The organism is Granulicella sp. S156 (assembly GCF_009766105.1).
Classification (GTDB): Bacteria; Acidobacteriota; Terriglobia; order Terriglobales; family Acidobacteriaceae; genus Granulicella.
Genome location: NZ_LMUH01000026.1, coordinates 647,911 through 672,425, shown reverse-complemented (window position 1 = coordinate 672,425; position 24,515 = coordinate 647,911). Strand labels below are relative to the sequence as shown.

The 24,515-nt window shown below is 59.8% G+C and carries 17 protein-coding genes; 11 read left to right on the top strand and 6 right to left on the bottom strand.

All coding sequences use genetic code 11. The annotated features are described in order from the left end of the window. The first annotated feature begins 101 nt into the window (after window positions 1-101). Window positions 102-1,958, top strand: a complete 1,857-nt coding sequence (locus tag GSQ91_RS24215) for a glycosyltransferase family 39 protein (RefSeq protein ID WP_174240727.1) — start codon at window positions 102-104, stop codon at window positions 1,956-1,958. 53 nt (window positions 1,959-2,011) lie between these two features. Beyond that, on the top strand, window positions 2,012-3,019 hold the full coding sequence (locus GSQ91_RS24210) for an N-acetyltransferase (RefSeq protein WP_158824303.1): 1,008 nt from the start codon (window positions 2,012-2,014) through the stop codon (window positions 3,017-3,019). Between the two features lie 50 nt (window positions 3,020-3,069). Here GSQ91_RS24210 and guaB read toward each other — a convergent pair whose 3' ends face one another. Then, window positions 3,070-4,593, bottom strand: coding sequence for an IMP dehydrogenase (gene guaB / locus GSQ91_RS24205; RefSeq protein WP_158824302.1), 1,524 nt, complete (start codon window positions 4,591-4,593; stop codon window positions 3,070-3,072). A gap of 118 nt (window positions 4,594-4,711) precedes the next feature. Between guaB and GSQ91_RS24200 the strand changes: the two genes are divergently transcribed. Further along, on the top strand, window positions 4,712-6,526 hold the full coding sequence (locus GSQ91_RS24200; protein WP_158824301.1) for an amidase: 1,815 nt from the start codon (window positions 4,712-4,714) through the stop codon (window positions 6,524-6,526). Window positions 6,527-6,856: 330 nt separating this feature from the next. On the opposite strand, the gene GSQ91_RS24195 is transcribed toward GSQ91_RS24200, so the two are convergent. Both GSQ91_RS24195 and GSQ91_RS24190 read right to left on the bottom strand, forming a co-directional pair. Beyond that, the gene (locus tag GSQ91_RS24195) at window positions 6,857-7,285 is read right to left on the bottom strand and encodes a VOC family protein (protein WP_158824300.1); all 429 of its coding nucleotides are present in this window, start codon (window positions 7,283-7,285) and stop codon (window positions 6,857-6,859) included. A gap of 26 nt (window positions 7,286-7,311) precedes the next feature. Further along, window positions 7,312-8,595 carry a POTRA domain-containing protein gene (locus GSQ91_RS24190; RefSeq protein WP_158824299.1) on the bottom strand — a complete coding sequence of 428 codons (1,284 nt, stop codon included), beginning with the start codon at window positions 8,593-8,595 and terminating at the stop codon, window positions 7,312-7,314. Window positions 8,596-8,965: 370 nt separating this feature from the next. Here GSQ91_RS24190 and GSQ91_RS24185 point away from each other — a divergent pair, with 370 nt between their 5' ends. Next, window positions 8,966-10,417 (top strand): glycosyl hydrolase family 79 C-terminal domain-containing protein, encoded by a 1,452-nt coding sequence (locus GSQ91_RS24185; protein ID WP_158824298.1) that lies wholly within the window; start codon window positions 8,966-8,968, stop codon window positions 10,415-10,417. Between the two features lie 84 nt (window positions 10,418-10,501). Beyond that, the gene (locus GSQ91_RS24180; RefSeq protein WP_158824297.1) at window positions 10,502-11,191 is read left to right on the top strand and encodes a hypothetical protein; all 690 of its coding nucleotides are present in this window, start codon (window positions 10,502-10,504) and stop codon (window positions 11,189-11,191) included. A 356-nt stretch (window positions 11,192-11,547) separates the two neighbouring features. Here GSQ91_RS24180 and GSQ91_RS24175 read toward each other — a convergent pair whose 3' ends face one another. Further along, on the bottom strand, window positions 11,548-12,534 hold the full coding sequence (locus tag GSQ91_RS24175) for a tagatose 1,6-diphosphate aldolase (protein ID WP_158824296.1): 987 nt from the start codon (window positions 12,532-12,534) through the stop codon (window positions 11,548-11,550). Between the two features lie 286 nt (window positions 12,535-12,820). Here GSQ91_RS24175 and rph point away from each other — a divergent pair, with 286 nt between their 5' ends. The 5 genes from rph (at window position 12,821) to GSQ91_RS24150 (ending at window position 18,966) form a co-directional block, all read left to right on the top strand. Continuing rightward, entirely contained in the window at window positions 12,821-13,561 is a 741-nt protein-coding gene (gene rph / locus GSQ91_RS24170) for a ribonuclease PH (protein ID WP_254064858.1), read from the top strand. A gap of 210 nt (window positions 13,562-13,771) precedes the next feature. Further along, entirely contained in the window at window positions 13,772-14,038 is a 267-nt protein-coding gene (locus GSQ91_RS24165; protein WP_158824295.1) for a UBP-type zinc finger domain-containing protein, read from the top strand. A gap of 67 nt (window positions 14,039-14,105) precedes the next feature. Then, window positions 14,106-14,333, top strand: a complete 228-nt coding sequence (locus GSQ91_RS24160; protein ID WP_158824294.1) for a CDGSH iron-sulfur domain-containing protein — start codon at window positions 14,106-14,108, stop codon at window positions 14,331-14,333. A 340-nt stretch (window positions 14,334-14,673) separates the two neighbouring features. Beyond that, the gene (locus GSQ91_RS24155; protein WP_158824293.1) at window positions 14,674-15,831 is read left to right on the top strand and encodes a hypothetical protein; all 1,158 of its coding nucleotides are present in this window, start codon (window positions 14,674-14,676) and stop codon (window positions 15,829-15,831) included. An 84-nt stretch (window positions 15,832-15,915) separates the two neighbouring features. Beyond that, a complete protein-coding gene (locus GSQ91_RS24150) occupies window positions 15,916-18,966 on the top strand; it encodes a TonB-dependent receptor (protein ID WP_158824292.1) in 3,051 nt (1,016 codons plus the stop codon). An 88-nt stretch (window positions 18,967-19,054) separates the two neighbouring features. On the opposite strand, the gene hmgA is transcribed toward GSQ91_RS24150, so the two are convergent. Next, window positions 19,055-20,353 (bottom strand): homogentisate 1,2-dioxygenase, encoded by a 1,299-nt coding sequence (gene hmgA / locus GSQ91_RS24145; RefSeq protein WP_158824291.1) that lies wholly within the window; start codon window positions 20,351-20,353, stop codon window positions 19,055-19,057. Window positions 20,354-20,470: 117 nt separating this feature from the next. On the opposite strand from hmgA, the gene GSQ91_RS24140 reads away from it, so the two are divergent. After that, a complete protein-coding gene (locus GSQ91_RS24140; protein ID WP_158824290.1) occupies window positions 20,471-22,294 on the top strand; it encodes a mechanosensitive ion channel family protein in 1,824 nt (607 codons plus the stop codon). Between the two features lie 86 nt (window positions 22,295-22,380). Here GSQ91_RS24140 and GSQ91_RS24135 read toward each other — a convergent pair whose 3' ends face one another. Then, window positions 22,381-24,507 (bottom strand): M1 family metallopeptidase, encoded by a 2,127-nt coding sequence (locus tag GSQ91_RS24135; protein WP_158824289.1) that lies wholly within the window; start codon window positions 24,505-24,507, stop codon window positions 22,381-22,383. Between the last annotated feature and the right edge of the window lie 8 nt (window positions 24,508-24,515).

The window sequence follows — 24,515 nt, the reverse complement described above, 5'->3', positions numbered from 1 at the left end:
ACAGGGAAGTCTGGTAGCCTAAATCTCGTTCCCGGAACTTGGCTCAGGGCGGCACACGTTGGTGAATCTTCCAAGAGATTCAATGGTACTTTGACGGAATTTTGACGGACACTCCCCAACTCGGAACATCGACCCCTCGCAGCAAGGGATTCACCTCTCGTTTTGGACCGCGATGGCTGCGCGAGCTCGCCCATACGCACTGGGGATGTTCCCTTTGGGAGCTTGCCGTCCTGCTGGGCGTGTCCGCCTACTTTCTATTCTTTGGGCTGGTACCGTACATCGGCGGTGACCAGTTGGGGCTCGTCGGCGCCGATGAGCCACGCTATGCACAGATCGCGCGTGAGATGCTCGCCGCTCATTCCGCGGATTGCCACGAGGTTCATGCCCGGATTACACCCCACAGCCTGCGGCCCACCGACATTCATGCCTCCTACGTCTGCCTGATGGGCGGAACGGTGACGCCCATTCTCTACGGCAAGCCCTGGTTGGAGAAACCCGCTCTCTACTACTGGCGCGCGATGAGTTTCTTTAAGGAGTTCGGCGTCTCCGACTGGTCTGCGCGGTTGCCTTCGGCTAGTGGCGCCGGTGCGCTGATTATCCTGGCATTTCTGCATCTGCGACGATTTAGGCCGGGAGGCCATCTCGATGCGGCGCTCATCATGGTCTCGTGCGTGGCGATCGTGGCGTTTGCCCGAGGGGCTTCCACGGACATGCAGCTTGCAGCGCCGTTCTGTATTGGGATGCTCGGCTGGTATGGATGGTACGAGACGGGCAAAAAGTTCTGGCTCTTCGATCTGTACTTCTTTGGCGCTGCGGCGACGCTTGCCAAAGGTCCGATCGCGCCGTTCATGATGCTTGGGATCCTGCTGCTGTTCTGCGGTCTGCGTCGCGAGTGGTCGGCGCTGCGACGCACCATCTGGTTCCCTGGCATCCTGTTGTATTTGGCAATGGTATTGCCTTGGTACATCGCGGTCCAGCGGCGCAATCCGAGCTTCTTCCGGCAGTTCTTCCTGGAACATAATCTCGAGCGCTTCGCCACCAACCGCTACCAGCACCATCAGCCGATCTACTTCTACCTGGTCGTGTTGATACTTGGGCTTATGCCGTGGACGGCGATTGCCTTTCGCGCGCTGGTCGACGCGATCCAGATTTCTATTGCGGAGTGGAAGGTTCGGCATAACCCGCGGCGCTATCTCGGACACACCCGCGCTGGCGATGCGTTTCCGGAGTTCCTCGTCCTCTGGGCGCTCTTTCCCGTTGTATTCTTTTCATTCTCGGGGTCGAAGCTGCCCGGCTACATCCTGCCTTCGATTCCACCGCTGGCGATTCTTACCGGCGATTATCTCTTCCGCATCCGCCGGGCAGGTATGCCTTCGTGGCTGCTGTACCTGCACGCGGGACTGACCGGCCTTGTCACGTTTGTGTTGCTGCTGTGCCCGCAGTACATGGTGTATCAGCGCATTGTTCCTGCGGCAAAGACCTTTGCCTGGACCGCCGTGCTGGGAGTTCTGGCGGCGCTGTTGATTGTCTTTGTGGTCCGGCGTTATGGCGTCCGCCACGTTCGCACGGCGACGCTCATTCCGTTGGCCGGTCTGCTCTTCTTCCTGATGAAGCTGAATGGCCCATTGCTCGATCTGAACTATTCGGCCCGGCCGCTGGCGCGAGAGATACAGAAGGCCGCCCCGGACGTTCAGATAGTGGCTGTGTACCATGTGCGTCGCGACCTCGACTATGGGCTCGCGTTCTATCGCAATCAGAATATTGTTCATTATGTGGCCGATCGCGAAGCCTCTGTCGGTTTGGACGATGTAGGTGTCCCGGACGAGGAGCACGTGCTGGTGATCCCCACGCGCGATGCTGACCGGGTTCCCACACTGCTGCAAGGTCGTGTGTATCAGCAACTTTTTCTGTATGAAACGCAGGGTCTCTCGGTCTATAAGGTCTATCCGCGCAGTTGACTCGTTGGTTTGTGCGGACACACAGGCAGACAGTATGAGACGATTGCCCTGCCATGACCTCTAGCGCTCAGATCTTCGGCGCTCCCACCTTCGGTTCTCAGATCGAGGTCCTGGACCTGCGCCATTTTTCAGCAGCGCAACTGCGGCCGCTGTTGCTGGACGAGGCTGATCGCTGGGAGCGCAGGCTGCGCTGGGACTACTCGAACTCCACGGAACTGCTGCTGCAGTACCTCGATGGCCGTGTGCTGCCGGGCTTCGTTGCGCTGCATGGTGGCCGCGTTATCGGCTATACCTTCTGTGTCTTCGAGGCGGCCAAGGCTGTGATCGGCGACACCTACGCCCTCGGCGAGAGCGGGACCCTCAACAATCCTGTATGCGATACGTTGCTGCATCACCTTCTCGAGATGCTGCAGGCGACGCCCGGCGTCGATCGCATCGAGGCGCAGTTGCTGATGTTTCCTGCGGGCGCGTTGTCCAGCCCCTATCTGTCGAGAGGATTTCGCAACTTTCCGCGGCTGTTTATGGCGCGAGACTTCTCAGAGTCGGAGCCGATTGTCCCCCCGCCGCCGGCGTTACCCGCGTCGTTGAGATTGCAGCCGTGGCGGCCGGACTTCTACGAGACCGCTGCCGAACTGATCCATCGTTCCTATGCAGGACATATGGATAGCAAGATCAACGATCAATATCGCAGCGTCCACGGCTCGCTGCGATTTCTGCATAACATCGTCCGCTTTCCGGGCTGCGGCGTCTTCGATGCAACGAACTCCTGGGTGTTGCGCGATGAACACACCGGCCGTCTGCAGGCGATGCTGCTCAGCTCGCGTGTGCGAGCCGATACGGGCCACGTGACACAGCTCTGCGTCACACCGGAACTGCGCGGTTTTGGTCTGGGTCGAATCCTGATGCAGCAGTGCGCAAGTGAACTGGCCCGCAGCGGCGGAACGTCGCTCTCTCTCACCGTCACCGAGGAAAATCTGGTGGCACGGCGGCTCTACGACGAACTCGGCTTCCACACCCTGCATCGCTTTGAGGCGATGGTGTGGGATGGAGGAAGTGAGTAGGGCGAGTGAAGAGTGACAAGTGAATGCTTACCACTTGTCACTCTTCACTACTACTCAACGTGATAGTTCGGCGCCTCGCGTGTAATCACGACATCGTGCACGTGGCTTTCACGCAGGCCAGCGCCGGAGATGCGGATGAACTGCGCTTTGGTCTGGAGCTCTTCGATCGTTCCGCAGCCCAGATAGCCCATGCCGGAGCGTAGACCGCCGACGAGTTGGTAGACCATGGCTTCGAGCGGCCCGCGATGTGGCACGCGGCCTTCGATGCCTTCGGGTACGAACTTGGCCAGGCGATTGCCTCCATTCGGTGCCTCGCGGGCGGTTAGTGAGACGCGTTCGCTGCCGTCCCGAATGTCATCTTTGCCCTGGAAGTAGCGCTCGCCCGAGCCCTGGGCCATCGCGCTGAGGGATCCCATACCGCGATACGCCTTGAAGCTGCGGCCCTGATAGAGAATGGTCTCGCCGGGAGACTCGTCGACGCCCGCAAACAGCGAGCCCATCATGCAGACGCTTGCGCCTGCCGCGATGGCCTTCGTTACGTCACCCGAGTACTTGATACCGCCGTCGGCGATCACCGAGATGCCGCGCTGGCTGGCAGCGCGGTAGGCCTCGGAGATGGCCGTAATCTGGGGCATGCCCGCGCCTGTGACCATGCGCGTAGTGCAGATCGAACCCGGACCGATACCAACCTTTACGGCATCGGCACCAGCATCGATCAGGGCCATCGTGCCGTCGTAGGTTGCGATGTTGCCGGCCAGAAGGTCGACGTCCGGGAAGCGTTTCTTGACCTCGGCAACGGCTTCCAGGACGCGCGAGGAGTGTCCGTGTGCGGAGTCGACTGCGAGCGCGTCGACCCGCATCTCGACCAGTGCCGCGGCTCGCTCCAGGAAATCGCCCGTGGCGCCGATAGCACCAGCTACGCGAAGCCGGCCCTGGCTGTCCTTGCTGGCATGGGGGTACTTCAGCTTCTTCTGGATGTCTTTGACGGTAATCAGGCCCTTGAGCTCGTAGGCATCGTTGACGACCAGCAGTTTTTCTACGCGATGCTGGTGCAGGATGTGTTCGGCCTCTTCGAGGGTGGTTCCGACGGGGACTGTGATGAGGTTGGTCTTGGTCATCACGTCTGCGATAGGAATATCTGTCCGTGAGACGAAGCGCAGGTCGCGATTGGTGAGGATACCGACCAGCTTGCCGCGCTTGGTGACCGGCACGCCGGAGATCTTGAAGCGGCGCATGACTTCGAGTGCGTCGGAGATGGGACGTTCCGGCTCAATGGTGACGGGGTCGACGATCATGCCGCTCTCAGAGCGTTTGACCTTGTCGATCTCGCCAGCTTGCTGCTCAATGGTGAGGTTGCGGTGGACGACGCCCAGGCCGCCCTGCTGGGCCATAGCGATGGCCAGCCGCGACTCGGTGACGGTGTCCATGGCAGCGGACATCAGGGGTGTGTTCAGGGTGATATTTTTTGTGAGGCGAGTCTGCGTGCTCACCTGGGCAGGTACGACGTCCGAGTAAGCGGGGACGAGCAGCACGTCATCGAACGTGAGCGCTTCGGGAATCGAGTTCTGAATCATGATTCTCTATTGTTGCATTGCTGCAGTGAAATAGCGCTAACGCCCATCGTTCCGCAGGTGCGGAATCGATGGTATATATCTGGCAGTAGTACCCCTGAAAGCCGGTCTAAGGAGAACCATGCCACGATCCCGTAGAGAGTTCCTCACGCAGAGCTCGCTGGGCCTGCTGGGCGCTGCTATCGTCCCGCAAACAGCAGAAGCCAATCAAGTTCCGCAGACTCCGGTGTCCCAGACTCCGGGAGCGCCTCCGGCGTTTGGCACTGCCCCGCCGGTCGGTCCAGCGGTGTCGACGGCGACCTTCGCGGAGGCCGAAAAGCTGGTGCAGGTGGAGATGACGTCCGCCGATCAGGCTCAGGCGGCAGGGAACTGGCAGCAGTCGATGGCGGCGGTGTACGAACGGCGGGTTGGCCCGCGCAGGGTGGCGATTGAGGAGGGGATTGCCCCTGCTACTTGTTGGAAACCTCAGCAATCAGCTGCGAAATCGTTGAACCCGGGGGATGACAGGATTGATTTTGGAGAAGCAGTAGGTGTACCGCTCCCAGCAGGAGATGAAGATATTGCATTTGCATTAGCGATTCAATTGTCGTATTGGATCGCTGGGCGCGAGATTACGTCGGAACGGCTGACCAGGATCTATCTGGAACGGTTGGAGAAGTACAACAAACAGCTCAATTGCGTGATCACGCTGACGGCGGATCATGCGCTGGATCAGGCCCGCAAGGCCGATGCGGAGATTGCGGCAGGCCACTATCGCGGGCCGCTGCATGGGATTCCGTGGGGAGCCAAAGACCTTCTGGATACGGCGGGGATTCGGACGACGTGGGGCGCGGAGCCGTATCGCGACCGCATTCCGGTCGAGGATGCGACCGTAACCAAACGGTTAAATGAGGCCGGAGCGGTGCTGGTGGCCAAGTTGAGCCTTGGAGCCCTGGCGCTGAACGATATCTGGTTTGGCGGGCAGACGATGAACCCCTGGCTGCTCGAAGAGGGGGCCTCCGGCTCGAGTGCCGGGCCGGGTGCGGCTGTGGCGGCGGGGCTGGTGGGGTTTGCTATCGGGAGCGAGACGCAGGGCAGCATCGTCAGCCCGTCGATGCGCTGCGGCGTTACAGGCCTGCGGCCGACCTATGGCCGCGTTCCACGCACCGGCGCGATGACCCTGAGCTGGACGTGCGACAAGCTGGGGGCGATGACGCGCAGTGTGGGGGACACGATGATAGTGCTGAGTGCCATCTCGGGGCCGGATGGGCGGGATGAGGCTTGTGTGCCGAGTACGCTGGATTTCTCTGCGTGGAAGAGTATTGCCGGTCTGCGTGTGGGGTACTTCCCGGGGTGGATGAAGGAAGCTCCGGCGACGGATGTGGACCGCATGGCTCTGGAGACGGTGAAGAAGCTGGGCATGGTGCCGGTGGAGGTGACGCTGCCGGACTGGCCGTATGACTCGCTCAACATCATCCTGTTCGCGGAATCGGCGGCGGCGTTCGAGGACCTGACGATCAGCCACAAGGTCGATGAGTTGAAGATGCAGGTGTCCGATGGCTGGCCGAATACGTTTCGCCAGTCGCGGTTTCTGTCCGCAGTGGACTTTGTGCAGGCCGACCGGTTGCGGCGCAAGGTCGCGCTGGAGATGGCGCGAGTGATGTGCGAAGTGGATGTGCTGCTGGTGCCGTCCCTGCGCGATGAGGCGCTGGTGATCCCGAACTTTACGGGACATCCGTCGCTGACGCTGCGGGCGGGGTTTGTGGAGGTCACGGAGGCGCGCAGCGATTGGGCTCCGGACCCGAAGCATCCGCTGCCGAAGTTCGCTACGCCGCGTCGCGTGCCGCATGGGGTGACGTTGATCGGACGGCTCTTTGAGGAGGGAACGCTCGCCGAGGTGGGAATGGCGATGGAGCAGGCGTTTGGCGTGGCGAAGGAGCGGCCGGCGGGGTTTTAGCGGTTCCTATGTAGGTAATGGGCGAGCTGAGGAACCAGATGAGGTGTGGACGCTAAGTAAACTCTACAAATCTTCGCAGCGAGCCTGCACCAAAACCGTCATTTCGACCGACCAACGGGAGCGGAGAAACCCCTGTATTTAAAAATATCCGTGGGGCACGCTTGCCTGCAACGAGAAGTCACTTAGAGGTTGACGATAGGTATCACTGGCAAGGTCGTACAGCGTGTCCCTTTGGTTCCTTCGGTAAGACGAGCAACCGTGAAATGCAGGGGTTTCTCCGCTCCCGTTGGTCGGTCGAAATGACAGGCTTTAGGGTGTGGTTGCAGATGTTCAGGGCTTGAATTGATACTCAACCGGCCACTGGAAGCAAAGCGTGTACCCATCTGGATCGCTCACATAGAGTTGCTTCATCCCATAGTAGGAAACCTTTGGTTCCTGCACAGTGGTCCCACGCGAGCGCAGATAGGCGTAGGCCCCGTCTACGTCGCGACATCCAAAGTAGATGGCAGTGTCTCGATGCGCAGCAACGCGTGAGGCATCGGCAGCGGCGGGGCGAATGTTATTTTCGTAGGCGTTGTTCACCATCAGCTCGACGCCGTTCAGGCGGAGCATAGCCCAGCCGTAATCGTCTTTTGCCTCGGTGAAAGGCTTGGAGGTCATGACAACTTCGAAGCCCAGTACGTCACGGTAAAAGGCAATGGACGTCGGGACATCGAACACGGTTAACAACGGCACGGCACCTTCGATTGCGATAGCCATTCCAACCTCCCTGGTCACCCTCTGAGTTATCGAGCGCCTGCGCCGCGTACGAAGGTGATTGTGAGATCGACTAGGTGCGTTTGCGGATCGGCAGAGGCTTTGAATCCGGCTGAATAGCCATTCAGGGCTTGCAGTGCGGTGTTGTTCTTGAGAAAACTCGTGATGTACTCCGCGTTGTAGAGATCGCCTGGCTTCATGCGCCAGCCTGTGTCGAAGTCCTTTTGCGCCGTGGGCGAGAGGTTCAGCGGAGTCACGCTGCGCAGATGGTACTGCTCACCCGGAACGACTGTAATGTTGTAGCTCACCGTGTGCGCGGCGGTATCGAGCGATGCGCTCGGTTCGACGAAGACATCCATGTAACCCTGACGCTTGTAGGCAATGTCGATCGGCGCGAGCGTGTCCAGAAGCAGCTTCCGTGAAGCTACATCGCCGGGATGCAGCTTGGCCGTGGATAACACGGCGTCGGAGGCGATGATCGGCGTTCCAGCGAACGCCAGAGTGCCCACATGATAAGGCTCACCCTCATCCACCGTTGCGGTGAGGTCCACATCGACAATGGAGGGCTCCGGCTGGGAGAGGGTCTGGCTCACGTTTTTCAATTTCGCCTCAAGGTAGCCCGCGTTGTGATAGGGCTGAAGCAGAACGCCGGCAGTGGTCACACCGGCCAGCCCTTCGTTGTAGCGAGTGCCACGCAGCTTCTGTGCGAGCTTTTCCATGTCGCTCGACATGGCAGGTGAAATCCCTTGCAGCGCGATGCCGTGGATGCGCACGCCCGGATGCTCGACACGATATTCGACGACCCGCAGGGGCTGCGAGGTGGAAGGCTCGAGCGTTTCGTGGATTACGGTTGCCGTCACACCTTTTGCTGCCAGCGCTTCCTGCAAAGCGGTGTTGATGGCGTCCGGCTGATTGCCTGCATCGGGCAACTGGTCATGAAATAGCGGCGCGGCTTTGTGCAGAACTGCGGTCAGTTCCTCGGGCGTGAGCCAGACAAAGTTTTCGAAGCCAGTCGCGGCCAGATGTTGTGGATCAAGCGGCTTCAGTGTGAAGGTGACGGCCAGCGCACTCGCTGGGCCTTCAACGCCAACCCCGACATCGTCGAAGTAGCCGGTATCCATCAGCCGTTGTGCCACGGTCTGAAGGTTTGCGGTCGTAACCTTCTGCCCACTATGGATTCCGCCGGCTGCTTCGAGGTCGGCCTGGGCCATTTTTCCGGGATTCTTGAAGATGATCTTTCCTGAGGTGTATTGCGCGTAGGCGGGAACGCTCGCGACGAGCAGGGCGACGGCAGCAAGATTGAGACGTGGCATGGTTGGAGCCAGAGTAATCGAATGTCCATGCGGTTCGCAAAAGCCGTGTGCCCCATCTTCGACACGCGCTCTTTGCGTGGCTAAGGTGGGCATCGAACTAATCGCATGCGTTAGATGACACGCTCTTCGACCGATGTTTTGAGCATGCCGGCAGTTCAGCAATAGGGAAAATTATTTCGTATTGCCAATAAAAGAATATCTAAGTTTCTTTTAGAAACCTCTAGACAAGCGCTTTACTTGACGGTTAAGATGCTCGCGCTCGAAGTTCAGCCATATCTTTGCCTCTGTAAAACCGGTTTGACCGAACTGCGAACAAATCTGACCATTGGGAGTTTTTATGCGGAGAGAGAGCTTGTGGAGTAAGAGTGGGATGTGCCGCGCACGTAACGGCGGCTTGGCTGCAGTCGCAATGTTGCTGGCGGCGCCGCTGTTTGCGCAGAGCTCGGCTAGCATCTCGATCAACCTGGACTCGACGCAGCTTCGGAGCGCGATCCCGACTAACTTTTTAGGCCTTTCGCTGGAGATGAGTTCGATCGAAGCCGCCAATAACAATGGGGCTGCGTGGTTGAGCGGAACCTCGACGGCCTACAGCACGATGGTGCAGAAGATCGGCGTGGGCAGTATCCGGATTGGCGGAAACTCCTCGGAGCGGCAGCCCTATGCGACGGCGCAGGACGGTGCAAACGTCGATGCGTTTGTGAACCTGATCGGTGGGGAACTGATCTGGACGGTTCCGGTGAAGCAGTTCTACAACCAGAGTTCGAGCGTGTCGTATGTGTCGGGGCTTTACAACGACCAGCATGTGACCCACAGCTACAGCTTTCCCACCAACATCGAGGTCGGCAATGAGCCGGACAACAGTGAGGACGTCTCCGGCAGCGCCATCTCGCAGTCGACGTGGCAGTCGCGGTATGACGGGTTCAGCAACGCGTTCCGCTCCCAGATCAACAGCGGGATTCTCTCCACGGGACCTTCGACGGCGGGCTGTTGCACGTTCTCCACGGACTTCATCAACGACGCTACCTACCAGGGTTCGCTGAAGAGCACGATCGGGTACGTTACATCGCACACCTATCCGGCGGGCGATGCCGCGGACTTCGGATCGGTCAGCGCTGGTGATGCAGATCTGCTGGCGTCATCGCTGGACGCGGCGTACCAGAGCTACTACAACAAGTTCAACGACAACGCGAGCAACAACGGCTACAACGTCCGCATTGAAGAGACGAATAGCGCGTACGGCGGTTCGAACAATGGTGTGACCAACTCCTATGCTGCGGCGCTGTGGGCGATGGATTACTTCTGCTACATGGCCTACAACACAAACCTTGCAGGGATGAACCTGCACACTGGGCCGATTGGATCGGATGCTGGATCGTATAACGCGATCTCGCCGGTGGGCGCGGCATCGTCGTACACGCTGGAAGGCCCGGGATACGGTCTGTGGGCATACCACTATGGCAGCCAGGGCCAGCCGCTGGCTACGACGGTGTCGAACCCCAGCAATGCCAATGTGGCCGCTTATGGACTGCTGGAGAGCAACGGCGGAGAGACGGTTCACATCATCAACAAGACGTATGGCTCAGGAGCGGTCAACGTGACGGCGACCATTACTCCCGGCGGCACCTATACGCAGGCCGCAGTGATTGTGCTGAAGCAGGCGAACAACGACGTGACCGCACAGAGCGGTATCACGTTCGGCGGCGCGTCGATGAACTCGGATGGAACGTGGACGGGAGGGTACGGGTCGCCGTCAACCCTGACGAATGGTACGTTCACGTTTACCCTGCCGGCAGCCCAGGCGGCGATCGTCCACTTTTTCTAGGACGTATCGACGTATAAACTTTGCTCATTCATGAAGCATCATGATCGAGCAGAGGGCAGTACCTCGAGAACGGATGCGGGTGCTGTGGGGAGAAGACTCCTCACAGCACGCACCGTGCAGCGCGTGCTGCTTCCCATCAGCAGTCTAAGTTTTCTTGCCGGCATGCTGATCTCGACGGTTCCGTACTACGCGGGGCAATCGATCGATCTGAAGCGGGCGATCCTCTCCAACCTGTCGTCACACGGGGACAATCCGCATGGCTATCTGGCTGCGGATGCGGGGATAACGCTTTGTGGCGTTGTGCTGATTCCCGTTGCTCTGTGGTTCTTCCGGGGATTGCAGCGGGTGCATCGCGGGTTGGCTGCTGCTGGATCGCTGCTGTTCGGCGCAGGGCTGATGGCGGCTATTGCGATCGGACTGATGGGACCGTTTGAGGCGGGATACTCAGCTCTTCACATCGATCTGGCGTATGCCACATTTATCTCTGCGGCTGCGGGAATGCTGGTTCTGCTTGGCTTAGTAGTTTGGCGTGCACTGCGGGCAGGGAGGGGGAGAGCTTTGCTGGTGATGGAGGTCTTGCTGGCCTGCCTGCTGGCGCTTCTGTTTTATCTGCTGGCGGGTGAGTCGGCTACCCACGGCAAAAATTTCTTTGACGATAGACACTTCTTCCAAAGTCTGGCGTTTGGGGAATGGGTGTTGTTTGGGGTCAATGTGGTGTATCTGTTTCTGGTGGCGCACGCGGTGGCGGAGGTGGGTGAGCGTGAGGGGGCGTGAGTGGAATCGCGCGTGCGAAGTAGCAAGTTCCTCAGAGCGATTACACAGCTCTTGTGATGTGCAGATGAACCACCCCAAAACTGTCATCTCGACCGAAGCATGATGGCTTTATCTTCATGCGCAGTGGAGAGACCTGCAGGTTGCCCGCACTTGCAAGGGTGCCCGCGCCAACAAACTGCAGGTCTCTCCGCTACGGCGGCAAAGTGCGCCGCCTCCGGTCGAGATGACAATTTTGGGGTGGTTCATCCGTAAATCACACTGTTGGTGAAACCGTTCTACGGGACGGCAACAAGATCCGTAAACAAGAACGGCAGCGGAGATTCCGCTGCCGTTCCTTGTTTGGGGTAAATGAAGTGTTAGCCAGTTACCTTCGCCGTCCACGGCGTTGCGGCCTTGAGGGCCTTGTTCACGTTCTCGATGTTCTCGACGCCGACGGTGTTGAGCCAGTCGCGGAAGGCGGCTTCACCCTTTACGGCGTAGATCGGAATGCCGTCCTTCCAGGTTGCGCGGCCGCAGAGGACGCCGTTGAAGGCGACGCCTGATTCTCCTGCGAGCTCCAGCGTTTCGATGAACACCGGATTCGAGACGCCTGCCGAAAGATAGATGAACGGCTTCTCGGTTACGGCTGCAGCATCGCGGAAGTGCTGCAGGGCTTCCGCGCGAGTGTAGGCGGATTCGCCCTTGAAGGACTTCGTGCCTGCGACGTGCTCCATGACGATCGGCACTTCCACCTTCAGCACATCGACGCCGTACTGTGGCTTGGAGAACTCGGTCATCGCGCCCGCAACGATGGAGGGCTTCTTGCGGGCGTAGGCGACGGATTTTTCGTCGCCACCGTCGGCGTCATAGCCGACGAACTCGAGGAAGAACGGGATATCGTAAGCCACGCACTCGGCGCCGATGCGTTCGATCCAGGCATGCTTCAGGTCGTTGATGCGGGGCTTCTCGAAGGGTGTGTAGTAGAGCAGAATCTTGACGCAATCGGCTCCGGCTTCCTTAAGCCGCCGCACGCTCCACAGGTCCAGCAGGTCAGGCAGGCGGCCGGCTGTGGCGGCATCGTAGCCGGTCTTCTCGTAGGCCAGCAGGAGGCCTTTGCCGTTGCGCTGCTGGGCAGCCGGCAGGCCGAATTCGGGGTCGAGCAGGATGGCGGAGGCATGCTTGGTGAGTACCTCGGTCACGAGCGTCTTGAAGACCTCGAGATCGTGGGCATCGGCGGCTGCGCCACGCTCTTTAGCCAGCGACTTCTGCAGCGATCCACGCTGATCCATAGCGGCGGCGGCGATGACGTTCCGCGCGTCGGAGACGGCTTTCAGTCCAGCGAGTTTTCCGGGAGTGATGGTCATGAGGTCGATGTCCTTTTAACGTTCGATTTCGACTGCGATTGTACACAGCGACGAGGTGGCGGCGCAGCCTCGGTGTGCGGTGTTCGCGCGGATCTGGGGCCATGTGAATCGGTTGTAAAAAACCTTGACGCAGCGGGCGCGACGGTACGCCAAGGTCCGCGACGGCTTCCGTGGCGCTCCTTTGCGTACCGTCGCGCCCGTTGCGTCAAGGCTTTTCGGCTCCGCGCGAGGGTCCATAGGTACTTGGAGTACCAAGTCGAGCCGATGGGTTCCTATAATGAACAGAATGAGTGAAAAAGAAGAGTTGTTTCGTAGCGGTGGCCGGGCTGCCAGTCAGGCCCGTGTTTTGCGTTTGACGCCGGGGTTCGTTGCCACGGCAGAGGGTTCGGTATTGATCGAGGTGGGCCACACCCGTGTCTTGTGTAATGCAACGGTCGAAAACGGTGTTCCGGGCTGGATGCGCAACTCCGGCCGTGGCTGGGTGACGGCGGAGTATGGCATGCTGCCTCGCGCCACGCTCACCCGCACCGCCCGCGAGTCCGAACGCGGCAAGATCGGCGGCCGTACCCACGAGATTCAGCGGCTCATCGGGCGCAGCCTGCGGTCGGTGGTGGATATGAAGCTGCTGGGCGAGCGCACCATCATCCTCGACTGCGACGTGCTGCAGGCTGACGGTGGAACCCGGACAGCGGCCATCACCGGGGCCTGCACGGCTTTGGCGCTGGCGCTGGGCAAGCTGGTTGAGGCTGGATCGCTCAAGGAGTCTCCGCTGAAGCAGATGGTGGCGGCTACCTCGGTGGGGATTGTGGATGGGCGCGTTCTGCTCGACCTGGCTTACGAGGAAGACTCGCGCGCGGAGGTGGACATGAACGTCGTTATGACCGCGGATGGCGGCCTCGTGGAGACCCAGGCGACGGCCGAGCGTGAAACCTATACGCGGGCGCAGTTGAACGAGATGCTGGATGTTGCCGGGCTGGGGATCCAGGAGTTGTTGAAGGCGCAGCGGGAGTGTTTGGCGAAGGCGTAAAGTTGTCTGGAAGCTTTGTCGTTGCTTGTTTTTCGTCGTCATCCTTGAGAGAGCGTAGCGAACGAAGGACCCCGCATTCGTTCGTGGCAGCCCCGAAATACGGGGGTCCTTCGCCTACGGCTCAGGATGACGACGAGAAACAAACAACGGCAAAAGCGGCCTCTTAGGTAAGTTTTAAACTGAGAACTGACAACCAAACTGGAGGGATTCATGAGCTGTCACCATTTCGACGATCTGAAACCAGTCAAGCGTTCTTCCAAGAGGGGTTGCGAAGAGTGCCTGAAGATGGGCAGCTACTGGGTTCATCTGCGCGAATGCCTTATCTGCGGCAATGTTGCCTGCTGCGACTCTTCGCCCAACAAGCATGCGACGAAACACTTCCAGGCGACGAAACATCCGGTACTGCGGTCCATCGAGCCCGGTGAAAGCTGGGGCTGGTGCTATATCGACGAGGTCATGGTGGAGAGCGTCGAGTAGTTTGCCACCTGCCGAGTTATCCCCAGGTGGCGCCCTGCTATTCTGGGCCTATACGGAGGATTGAGAGATGGCAGAAGAAGCGGTTCATATTACGGTACGGCCCAACGGCCCACTGCGGGTGGAAGGTCACATCATTTTGAAGGACGCCGATGGCCAGGAGTGGGACCTGACCGGCAAGCCGGCGATCAGCCTTTGCCGTTGCGGCCTGAGCGAGAAGCGCCCCTTCTGTGATGGCGCGCACTCGCGGCAGGGATGGCAGTGCACGACCAGCCCGGGGAACCTTACGGGTCTATAACTTACGGGAAGTCCTTTTGTCTGGTGAAAGATCGCCGTCGCGGCCCAACTGCGACGGCGATTTTTCCGGATCTGCCGGGGATCGGGGCCCGCTCGGCAGATGCTCCTGAGAGGCAAAAGATGAATCTTGACAAGTCTTTACATGGAATTCGTCGCCTAAATTCCTTCAATAGAAACTTTCATCGTGCTTATGCGTATCCAAGGATAGTGACGCAAAGCGCACCGCAAGCATTTGCATCGCGCTCTGCGTCAGATGTGAGCCCCTTGGCGCTGTTTTGCGCTGGATGAATGCCAGCGGTTGAAGTTACGAGAAACCAGCTGGGAATGTTAGGAGCAACACGATGCGAGCAGCGTCGAAGGTGAAAACGATTGCAGGACTTGCCGCCGGAGTACTGGCGTTGGCTGGAGTGTTTAGCGCGAGTGCGCAGACCCCGGCAGCCGCACCGCACGCGTCGGGTACGGTGAAAGCCACGACCGATACGGGTATTACGGTTACAACGACCGCCGGTCAGGACTACACGGTCGCAGTGCCAGCCGCCGCCAGCATCCTGGAAGTAGCCCCGGGCAGCCACGACCTGAAGTCTGCGACGCCCGCTCATCTGGGCGATATCGCGGTCGGTGACAAGGTGCTGGTTACAGGGGCGGCAGGCGACACAGGCACCGCGCTGACGGCGCAGCGGATCATTGTGATGAAGTCGGCCGCGATTGCGGAGACGCATGCGGCAGAGTCGGAAGCGTGGACCCAGGGCGGCGGCGGTATCGTCAAGTCCGTCAACGCATCCGCTGGAACCATCACGATCTCCAGCGGCCTTAAGATTGTGGCTGTGCAGACGACGCCGGCGACGATCATTCGCCGCTACTCCGACGGTTCGGTACGCTTTGAGGACGCCGTGAAGAGTTCGATTGGTGCAATCCAGCCCGGCGACCAGCTTCGCGTTCGCGGCACCAAGTCGGCGGATGGCAGCAGCGTTGCAGCCGATGAGATTGTGACCGGTTCCTTCAGCAACTTCTCAGGCACGATCGCTTCTATCGACGGTACTGCCGGTACGCTGACCCTGAAGGACCTTGCTACGAAGAAGACAGTGATCGTTGCGATCACGCCGAACAGCGATGTTCACCGCATTCCGGTAGAGGTAGCTACGAGAATGGCGGCGCGTCTGCGAGGTGGATCGACCCCCGGTGCTACTCCCGGAGCGAACGGGGCAGCAGCCCCCGCTGGTGGGCAAGCTCCTGCTGAGGACGGCCAACACCGCGCCGGGCGCGCCGGGATGGATCTTTCGCAGATGCTCTCCCGGTTGCCGACGGAGACCCTTGCCGGCCTGAAGACGGGCGAGGCTGTGATGATTGTGGCGAGTGCGTCGCAGCCGGGTAAGGCAACGGCGGTTACGCTGCTGGCAGGTGTCGAGCCGATTCTTGCGGCACAGCCTGCGGGCCAGGCCATGACACTGTCGCCGTGGAGTATTGGTGGCGGGGGCGATGCTGGTGGCGGGCAACAATAAGCCGTCGGTTGCGGTGCAAGAGGATAACGGACTTGCCGTCGAGCGAGTCCGACAAAGTAAGTTTTTGAACGTTTAGGAGTAGTGATGATGTCTTTGCGCAAGGCGCTGATTTTGGGATTTGTGTGTTCGTTGCTGGCTCTGCCGGGGGTTGCGCAGACGCCCCAGACTCCGTCCAGCGGTCCTGCCGCTACTGTTCCGGCATCGGCTCCGCAGGCTGTTGCCCCGCAGGTCGCTACCTCGCAGTCCGGTGCCAAGAGTGCTACTAAGGTTCACGGAACCGTCACCGATCCCGATGGTGAGTTGATTCCCGGCGCGACCATTACCCTTACGCCGGCCCATGGCAATGCCACTACGGCGACATCGGGCAGTGACGGCAGCTACAGCGTCAACATTGCGCCAGGGAGCTATACACTCCTGGTCGCGATGAAGGGCTTTGCGTCGTACTCGATGCTGAATCTGAAGATCCCTGCGGTGGCGAGCACGACCGTCGATGCGAAGCTCAAGATCGGCGAAGAGACCGAGGTCATCAACGTCGACGCGAACGCGATCCAACTCAGCGTCGATCCCGACTCGAACCAGAGCGCGACGATTCTTACGGGCAAGGACCTCGACGCTCTCTCCGACGATCCCGACGAGCTATCGAGTGAGCTGACGGCCCTGGCCGGTCCTTCGGCAGGTCCCAACGGCGGACAGATCTACGTCGATGGATTCACCGGCGGGCAGCTTCCTCCGAAGTCTTCCATCCGCGAGATCCGCATCAACCAGAATCCGTTCTCGGCGCAGTACGACAAGCTGGGTTATGGACGCATCGAGATCTTCACCAAGCCTGGTACAGACAAGATTCACGGAAATATTCAGGTCAACGGAAATCCATCGCAGTTCAACTCGTCGGATCCGCTGGCGACCGGCTATCAACCGCCGTATCACACGCTCTTTCTGTTCGGAAATCTGACCGGGCCGCTGAACAAGTCAGCTTCCTACAATTTGGGTGGATCGTATCGCCAGATTCAGGACGACCAGTTCACCAATACGAATATTCTTGCGACAGCCGCTGCGCCGACAGTACTTTGCGCTCCTGGAAGTACAACGTGTGTTTTAACCCCGTACCAGGTATCGACGTACTATCCGCAGACGCGGGCCGACTTCAATCCGCGAGTGGATCTTGCGCTGGGTGACAAGAACGTCCTCACCACGCGCTATCAGTATGTAAAAAACGACTCTACGAATGCGGGTATCGGAAACCTGACGCTTCCGACAGCAGCCTATAACGGCAGCACGACCAGCAATATTTTGCAGATGAGTGACACGGAAACCTTCAGTCCGAAGCTGATTAACGAAACACGCTTCGAGTACGAACGGGAGCATGTGCAGGACACGGCGCTCAACAATACACCGACCGTTAGTGTGTCGGGCTCGTTCACCGCTGGCGGTTATGGCAGCCAAAACCTCTCCGACCACCAGGACCACTACGAGGTGCAGAACTATACCTCGCTCCAGCTGAAGAAGAACTTCATTCGCTTCGGTGGGCGTCTGCGCGCTACACGAGAGGCGGAGGACACGGGAAGCAACACCAACGGCTTGTTTATCTATTCGGGTCTTTGCAACACGGTCGACGGCAGTACTGCCAGCAATGCCCCTTGCACAGGCGTCGCGACTGCTGATGATCACACCTACCAAACGGGTACGCCTAGTCAGTTCACCATTACGCAGGTGAACAACCATAAGATCGGCGACACGGACACCGACCTCGGCGTGTATCTCGAGACCGACTGGAAGGCTCGCCAGAATCTGACGGTCAGCTATGGCTTCCGCTATGAGACGCAGAACCATCTCGCGGATCACCATGACATCGCCCCGCGTGCCTCGTTCAACTATGGCTTGTTCGGCGGCAAGGGCGCGCCCAAGACGGTGCTGCGTGGCGGCTTCGGATTGTTCTATGACCGCTTTCAGCAGAGCAACGTCCTGACTCTGGAAGCAGAGAATGGCATCAACACGACGGTGTACACGGTGCCGAATCCCGTTGCAACTTGCTTGCCCAGCGCGTCGAACCTGATTGCGGCGTGCGTGCCTAGTGGGACCGGGGCCTCCGCGCAGACCACTTACTCCGCGACATCGAATCTGCGTTCGCCTTATATTGTGCAGTTTGCCGGGGGCGCGGATCAGCAGGTAGGGCGTTATGGAACGATCTCGGTGAACTATCTGCACTCCCAGGGAGTGCATCAGCTTGCGACGCAGAATATCAACTACGACTTCGACGCGGCCACGCCGCACGCGACGGGCGCTCCGAATAACCAGTACTTCAGCGAAGGTGTCTTCAACCAGAACCAGCTGATCATCAATGGCCGCGTGCAGACGTCGAAGCGGATCTCGCTGTTCGGCTACTATTCGCTGAACTCGGCACATGGTGACACCTCGGGTGCGGGGGCGGAGATCACGACTCCGGGCAACATCGCGAACGACTACGGACGCACAACCTTCGACGTGAAGAACCGCCTCTTCCTGGCGGGTTCGATTACATTGCCGAAGTTCATCCAGTTCAGTCCCTTTATGATCGCGCAGAGCGGCAACCCTTATAACGTCACGACAGGCACCGACAACAATGGTGACAGCTACTTCAATGATCGCCCCGACATCGTGACGGGCGTGGCGACGAACGGAAACACCATCAAGACCATTGCAGGTTGCGGTACGTTCGCTCAGCCGGGCATAGTCGCTGGTGCGTCGGTGGCGCCGATCAATGCCTGCACTGGCCCCACGCTGTTCACCTTCAACTTCCGCCTCACCAAGACCATTGGCTTTGGGCCTTCGACGGCTCCCAAACCCACTGGTGGCAGTGGCAGTCACAGCGGCAGTGGCAGCCGTAGCGGCGGCGGTGGCAACGGTGGTGGCGGCGGTCGCGGTGGCCCTGGTGGTGGCGGCCCCGGATTTGGCGGTGGTGGCTCCAATACCGGCAGGCGCTACAACCTGGCCTTTGGCCTGCAGGTGCAGAACCTCTTCAACAATGAGGACCTCGCGACACCGCAGGGAGTACTGTCCTCTAAAGACTTTGGCCAGTCCACACAGATAACCGGCAGCCCGTACACGACCACCAGCGCGCTGCGACGTATCTCGCTGCAGACCTCGTTCAGCTTCTAAAGGCAGGAAACAGCAAACAGGAAACAGCAAAGGCCTCCAGCAGTGGGGGCCTTTTCTGTTCTCTGATCTCTCGTTTCTGATCTCTTCTCTACTTACTGCTTTTGAAATTCTTCTTCAGCCCCTGCCAGCACTCGTAGTACTCGTGTTGCAGCATGGCTGTATCCATGGCGAACTTCGTTGGGCGGCAGGCGAAGCGGGTCTCGAACATGAAGGCCAGCGTGCCGTCGAGCTTCACTGGTTTGAGCTCGGCATTCGACGCGCGCTCGAAGGTCTCGGCATCGGGTCCGTGGCCGGACATACAGTTGTGGAGCGATGCCCCTCCGGGCACGAAGCCCTCGGCCTTGGCGTCGTACTGCCCCTGCACCAGGCCCATGAACTCGTTCATGAAGTTGCGATGGAACCAGGGTGGGCGGAACGTGTGCTCGGCCACCATCCAGCGTGGAGGGAAGATCACGAAGTCCACGTTCGCCGTTCCGGGCAGTTCGCTGGGTGAGGTCAGCACGGTGAAGATCGAGGGGTCCGGGTGGTCGAAGCTCACCGTGTTGATGCAGTTGAAGAGCCGGAGATCGTATTTGTAGGGCGCATAGTTGCCGTGCCATGCGACGACGTCCAGCGGAGAGTGATCGAACTCCGAAGTCCACAGGTTGCCGAGAAACTTCGCGACAACTTCGAACTTAGCGCCATCGCGGTCGTCATAAGCGGCGACCGGCGTAAGAAAGTCTCGTGAATTCGCGAGGCCGTTTGCGCCGATCGGGCCGAGGTCCGGCAGCCGCAGCGGCTGTCCGAAGTTCTCCAGCACGTAGCCACGGGCCTCCTTGCCGGTTAATTTCACGCGAAATTTAATGCCACGGGGGATGACTGCGATCTCTCCGTTGTCGATTTCGAGGATGCCCAATTCGGTGTGCAGATGCAGACCACCCAACTGTGGCACGAAGAGCAACTCGCCATCGGCTGAGTAGAAGAAACGGTCGGTCATGCTCTTGTTCGCCGCATAGAGATGGATCGCGACGCCGGAATGCATGGAGAGGTCGCCGTTGCCCGCGAGCGTGGTCAGGCCATCGAGAAAATCAGTCGGCTTCGTAGGCAATGGAATCGGGTCCCAGCGCAGTTGGCTGGGTGTGGTCTCGACCTCGTTGAAGGGCGTGGAACGCACGAATCCATTGGAGATACGGGTGTAGGGCGGGTGCATGACGGAGGGTCGTATCCGATAGGTCCAGGTGCGGCGGTTGAGATGCCTTGGCGCGGTGAACGGGCTCCCGCTCAACTGCTCGGTGTAGAGGCCGAGCGGCGCATGTTGCGGCGCGTTCTGGCCCACCGGCAAACCGCCTGGGTGGGCTTCCGTAGCGAACTCATTGCCGAAGCCGGATTGGTAGTGCAGATTGCTCATCGGGGCATGTTCTCCTGTGCCGCAGCGCTTGTTGGCATGCGAACAGAAAAGCTTACTCCGAATGAGGGGCGATTGGCTTGGCGGCGGTAGGGTGGCTCAAAATGCGAAAATAGGAGGATGGGCCAGATACCAGATAAGAGCAACGGGACAATCAGCACAACAGAGAACATAACAGTACGTAAACCACTGTTTGGGCGGGTGGCGTCGGGCGCTTTAGTGGTGCTGACCTCTTTGCTGGTCATCGGCTTCCTCCTGACATGGAAGACGAACGACGCGATGGCCAACCTGCCCTTCCTGCATCAGCGGGGAGCAGCAGGCAAGCTGGTGCAGGGCCAGCAGACGCTCGTGGACCAGACTCCGTGGCAGACCGCATCGACGCTGGCTGCGCTGGCGGTCACGCAGGAAGAGCTGAACTACGCGCACGAGGCCGAGCGTCTTGCCGACCACGATGTTGATCAGGCCTTTGCGGCTGCGCTGCGTGCGGCGAACCTGAAGCAGCGGACCCTGACCGGCGGCGCGCTGGCAGATCAGCGTAAGGTCACAATGCTCAAGGCCGAGGTCGCGTCCGATCAGGCCGCGGTGAAAGCCGTTGCCCCCAACGACAGCGACGGTCTGGATATCGTGCAGGCACAACTGGGGCTCGATCAGGATGAGCTGAGCGATGCGCAGGACGATCTCGCGCGGGCCTCAGGCGACCAGCGTGGCGAGATCCAGCAGGAGCTGACGACACGTCAGGCGGAGATGAAGAAGTTCGATGCCAGCGGCGCTGGCGAGACAGCGGTCACCTCGGTGAAACGCTACCGCACCCTGGCGGGACTGATAGGAGCGTGGAGTGCGCAGCGGAGCCGCTATGCGCTGATCCTCGAAGCGAAGGCCAGCTCCGAGCAGACGGTGGCCTCGCTGACTGCGGAGCATAACCGCCTGCAAGCCGACACCAACGGGCAGGCCCCGGGCACCACGGACACCGAAGCTGCGGCGGACAAGGTTGCAGGCCTGAAGCGGATGAGTCTGCAGCGGCAGTTGATGGGCATCTACAACGATAGAATCGCGACCGAACAGCGGCTGGTCGACGTCTACTCGAAGTGGGCCATGCAGGTGGACCTGCAGCATCGGATTTTGGTGCACCTGATGCTCGTGCAGACGACATGGATCGTCGTCATTTTGATCTTCACGATTCTGGTCAACGCCCTGGTGATCCGTTTGACCGAGCGCGAGACGCTCGATCAGCGCAGGATGCGGACTCTGAGAAGGATCGCGCGGCTGGTGATTGATGTGTTTGCGCTGCTCAATCTGTTGCTGGTGATCTTTGGATCTCCAAGCCAGTTATCGACGGCGATTGGGCTTGTGACGGCGGGTCTCACGGTGGCGCTGCAGGACTTCATTCTGGGCTTTGTCGGCTGGTTCATCCTGATGGGACGCAACGGAATCGGTGTTGGCGATGTAGTGGAGATCAACAGCGTCACCGGTGAGGTCCTGGAGATCGGGCTCTTCCGCACGACGCTGCTCGAGACGGGCAACTGGACTGCGAATGGACACCCGACAGGGCGGCGAGTGGCATTCAACAACAAGTTTGCGATCAGCGGGCAGTTCTTCAACTTCTCGACCGCAGGCCAGTGGATGTGGGACGAGCTGAAGGTGACCGTTCCAGCCAGTGAGGATACCTACAAGGCGATCGACCGCATACAAAAGGCAGTCTCGGATGAGACAGAGAAGGATTCAAGGCTGGCAGAGGCAGAGTGGCAGAGAGCTTCAAGGCATCATGGCCTGAGCCAGTACTCAGCGGAGCCAGAGGTCAATCTGCGGCCTTCAGGTGCGGGAGTGGACCTGGAGGTGCGCTACGTGACGCGTGCCACCGCCCGGTACGAGCGGCGTAACAAGCTCTATGAACGCGTGATCGAAGCGATGCAACTGCCGAAGCAGGAAGAACAAGCAACGACCTGACGCAACGGGCGCGACGGTTCGCAAAGGAACGCCACGAAAGCCGTAGCGTACCTTTGCGTACCGTCGTGCCCGTTGCGTCAAGGCTTTTACTGCAGGGTGCGCGTGTTGTTGCTGCGGTCGCTGTCAGGAATATGGTGTTCGGGATCGAGGGTTACAGCCTTAACGCGCGCCGTCGTATTGACCGTGAAGGTGTGCGTGACATTCAACATCCACGTTTCGGCAGGCACGTTCACATCGACATGCTCTCCACCCTGAAGCTCGACACGCAATGTCGCAGGCAGAACGAGCTGGCCGCGATTGGCAACCGTTACGTGCAAACCCTTGGCGGGATCGCCATCGACGTATTGCGCGTCGGTTATAGCTAGATCGAGCTGCCAGTTGTTGAAGTACCATCCCCGCCAGAAGTAGCTGAGATCTTCGCCGCCCTCCGACTCCATCGCACGAAAGAAGTCTGAAGGCGATGGATGCTTGAACGCCCAGTCGCGAATGAACTTGCGGAAGGCGAAGTCGAATCGCTCCGGCCCGAGAATATCTTCGCGCAGCAGATTGAGCCCGAAGGCCGATTTGAAGTACGTAACCGGATGGCGATACTTCTCGTGGATGGCATCGGCGCGCGTCAGGATGACAGGAGCTTCGGGGTCGGCGATGACTTTGGCGATCTCATCGGCTGGGTTGCCGCCGCCGGGAGCATACTCGGGATCGCGTTTCGGGCTGAACTCACCATGGTTGAACTCGTCCGATTCAAAGATGTCGATGTAGGTATTGAAGCCTTCGTCCATCCAGGCGTTACGCCGCTCGTTGAAGCCCAGGATCATCGGAAACCAGGTGTGGCCGATCTCATGCGCGGTCTCCGCAAAGAGGTCTTTGCCCTTCTCGTCGGTGCCGTCGAAGAGGATGCCGGGATACTCCATGCCATCGGACGCGCCCGCGACGTTGATCGCGTTCGGATAAGGGTACGGATACCAGCGTGCGGAGAAGTGCTCCACGGAGTCCTTCAGGTACTGGGTAGAGCGCGCCCAATCCGCAACGCCCGCGCTCTCGATCGGATAGACACTCTGCGCCAGTGCCTCATGCGCGGGCTGTTCGACGCTTGCAGGGATGTTCATCCGCGCGGCGTCCCATAGAAACGCAGCGGAGGCGGAGAACGAGACATCGCGCGTGTTGTCCATCGCGAAGTGCCACGTCTTGGTGCCGCTCGGCTTAGTGGCAACAGCCGCAGTGACATCTTCGGCCGAGCGAATGATCACAGTCTTGTCGCTCTTGCGAGCTTCGGCGAGCCGTGACAGCTCCTGCTTGGAAAGAACCTCGTTCGCATTCACCAGTTCGCCGGAGCCCGCGACGATCATGTTCGCGGGCACGGTGACGAAGTAGTCGAAGTGGCCATACTCCAGGTAGAACTCGTTCGAGACATAGGGCTGCGTATCCCAGCCGTGCAGGTCGTCGTAGACACACATGCGCGGATACCACTGGGCGATGTCGTAGATCTCTCCCTGCTTCACGGGACCCCACGATGTACGGTCGCCGAAGGCGGCCGGAATCGTGTAGTGGTAGTGGATGACTACGAGGAGTTTCCCGCCGGGCGACAGCGCCTGGTCTTCGGGCAGTTGAATCTGCAGGCGTGTATCGGAGACGACGGCGTGTGTCTTGATCACAGCTCTGCGTGGCTCCGTCTGCACTTCGACAGACTCCAGCGAGTAGCCGGTGGTGGAGTCGTGCGCAGGCCGTGCCTCTTCAGCGAAAGCCGCTCCGCGCGAGTCCTGGCGATAGATGTTCTGCTCCAGGTTGAGCCACAGCGAAGTCAGCACGTCCGGCGAGTGGTTCGTGTAGGTGATGACCTCGGTGCCGTTCAGGGTCTTCGACGCGGTGTCGATCGTCGCATGCAACTCGTAGTCCGCGCGGTTCTGCCAGTACAGAGGTCCCGGTGCGCCGTTCGAGGAACGATACGAGTTCACCGGGTCGGGCAGCGTGAGTGGAGCGAAGGTCTTCAGCGGGTCATAGGGCGCAGGGCTCTGGGCGATGCCCACGGAAGCGAAAGACAGGGCGGCAAGCAGGAGGGTTGTGCGTGAGGGGTTCACGCCTTTAATCGTACATGCAGTCAGGACACAAGCCGGAGGGACAATCCAGGTGAGAATCCGGGTGCCCCATCTTAGCGACGATGAAGCCGTCGCGAAGATGGGGCACCCGGTTGTGTCGCCCGTATTGAGAAGAGCCATTCGCAGGT

Bases quoted from the DNA above. Each gene is read 5' to 3' on its own strand.
- GSQ91_RS24175 (WP_158824296.1), bottom strand. From the start codon at position 12,534: ATGACCATCACTCCCGGAAAACTCGCTGGACTGAAAGCCGTCTCCGAC.
- GSQ91_RS24195 (WP_158824300.1), bottom strand. From the start codon at position 7,285: ATGGCTATCGCAATCGAAGGTGCCGTGCCGTTGTTAACCGTGTTCGAT.
- hmgA (WP_158824291.1), bottom strand. From the start codon at position 20,353: ATGAGCAATCTGCACTACCAATCCGGCTTCGGCAATGAGTTCGCTACG.
- GSQ91_RS24155 (WP_158824293.1), top strand. From the start codon at position 14,674: ATGCGAGCAGCGTCGAAGGTGAAAACGATTGCAGGACTTGCCGCCGGA.
- GSQ91_RS24160 (WP_158824294.1), top strand. From the start codon at position 14,106: ATGGCAGAAGAAGCGGTTCATATTACGGTACGGCCCAACGGCCCACTG.
- GSQ91_RS24190 (WP_158824299.1), bottom strand. From the start codon at position 8,595: ATGCCACGTCTCAATCTTGCTGCCGTCGCCCTGCTCGTCGCGAGCGTT.
- GSQ91_RS24135 (WP_158824289.1), bottom strand. From the start codon at position 24,507: ATGGCTCTTCTCAATACGGGCGACACAACCGGGTGCCCCATCTTCGCG.
- rph (WP_254064858.1), top strand. From the start codon at position 12,821: ATGAGTGAAAAAGAAGAGTTGTTTCGTAGCGGTGGCCGGGCTGCCAGT.
- GSQ91_RS24200 (WP_158824301.1), top strand. From the start codon at position 4,712: ATGCCACGATCCCGTAGAGAGTTCCTCACGCAGAGCTCGCTGGGCCTG.
- GSQ91_RS24165 (WP_158824295.1), top strand. From the start codon at position 13,772: ATGAGCTGTCACCATTTCGACGATCTGAAACCAGTCAAGCGTTCTTCC.
- GSQ91_RS24140 (WP_158824290.1), top strand. From the start codon at position 20,471: ATGGGCCAGATACCAGATAAGAGCAACGGGACAATCAGCACAACAGAG.
- GSQ91_RS24210 (WP_158824303.1), top strand. From the start codon at position 2,012: ATGACCTCTAGCGCTCAGATCTTCGGCGCTCCCACCTTCGGTTCTCAG.
- GSQ91_RS24150 (WP_158824292.1), top strand. From the start codon at position 15,916: ATGATGTCTTTGCGCAAGGCGCTGATTTTGGGATTTGTGTGTTCGTTG.
- GSQ91_RS24185 (WP_158824298.1), top strand. From the start codon at position 8,966: ATGTGCCGCGCACGTAACGGCGGCTTGGCTGCAGTCGCAATGTTGCTG.
- guaB (WP_158824302.1), bottom strand. From the start codon at position 4,593: ATGATTCAGAACTCGATTCCCGAAGCGCTCACGTTCGATGACGTGCTG.